Source organism: Chryseobacterium sp. SIMBA_028 (assembly GCF_046535285.1).
In the GTDB taxonomy this organism is placed as follows: Bacteria; Bacteroidota; Bacteroidia; order Flavobacteriales; family Weeksellaceae; genus Chryseobacterium.
Window position 1 is genome coordinate 1 of the sequence record NZ_JAWRWZ010000260.1, and the last position, 274, is coordinate 274.

Annotated in this window: 1 protein-coding gene; it reads left to right on the forward strand. The window is 66.8% G+C overall.

Annotation, left to right across the window (positions count from 1 at the left end; all coding sequences use genetic code 11):
* Positions 1 to 274 (forward strand): NrfD/PsrC family molybdoenzyme membrane anchor subunit (nrfD, locus tag SCA31_RS23375; RefSeq protein WP_410699408.1); only part of this gene is annotated, 274 nt, incomplete at both ends.

The following is a 274-nucleotide window of genomic DNA, read 5'->3' on the forward strand; positions in this document are numbered from 1 at the left end:
GTTCGGCGCTCCGTGGACTCGGCGGGCAACTGACCGGCCGTCCCACGCTCCGCCGGAATGCGCGGCTGGGTGCGCTTGGGGCTGTAGGGCTGGGTGCTGTTGCCTTGGTCAAGGACTTTGGCAGGCCTGAGCGCTTCCTGAACATGCTGCGCACCTTCAAGGTGACATCACCCATGAGTGTGGGTTCCTGGATCCTCAGTGCGTTCAGTGCCGGCGCCGGCGTGGTTGCTGTGGCGGAGCTCGATCGACTGACGGGGGCCCGGTTGCCGTTGGG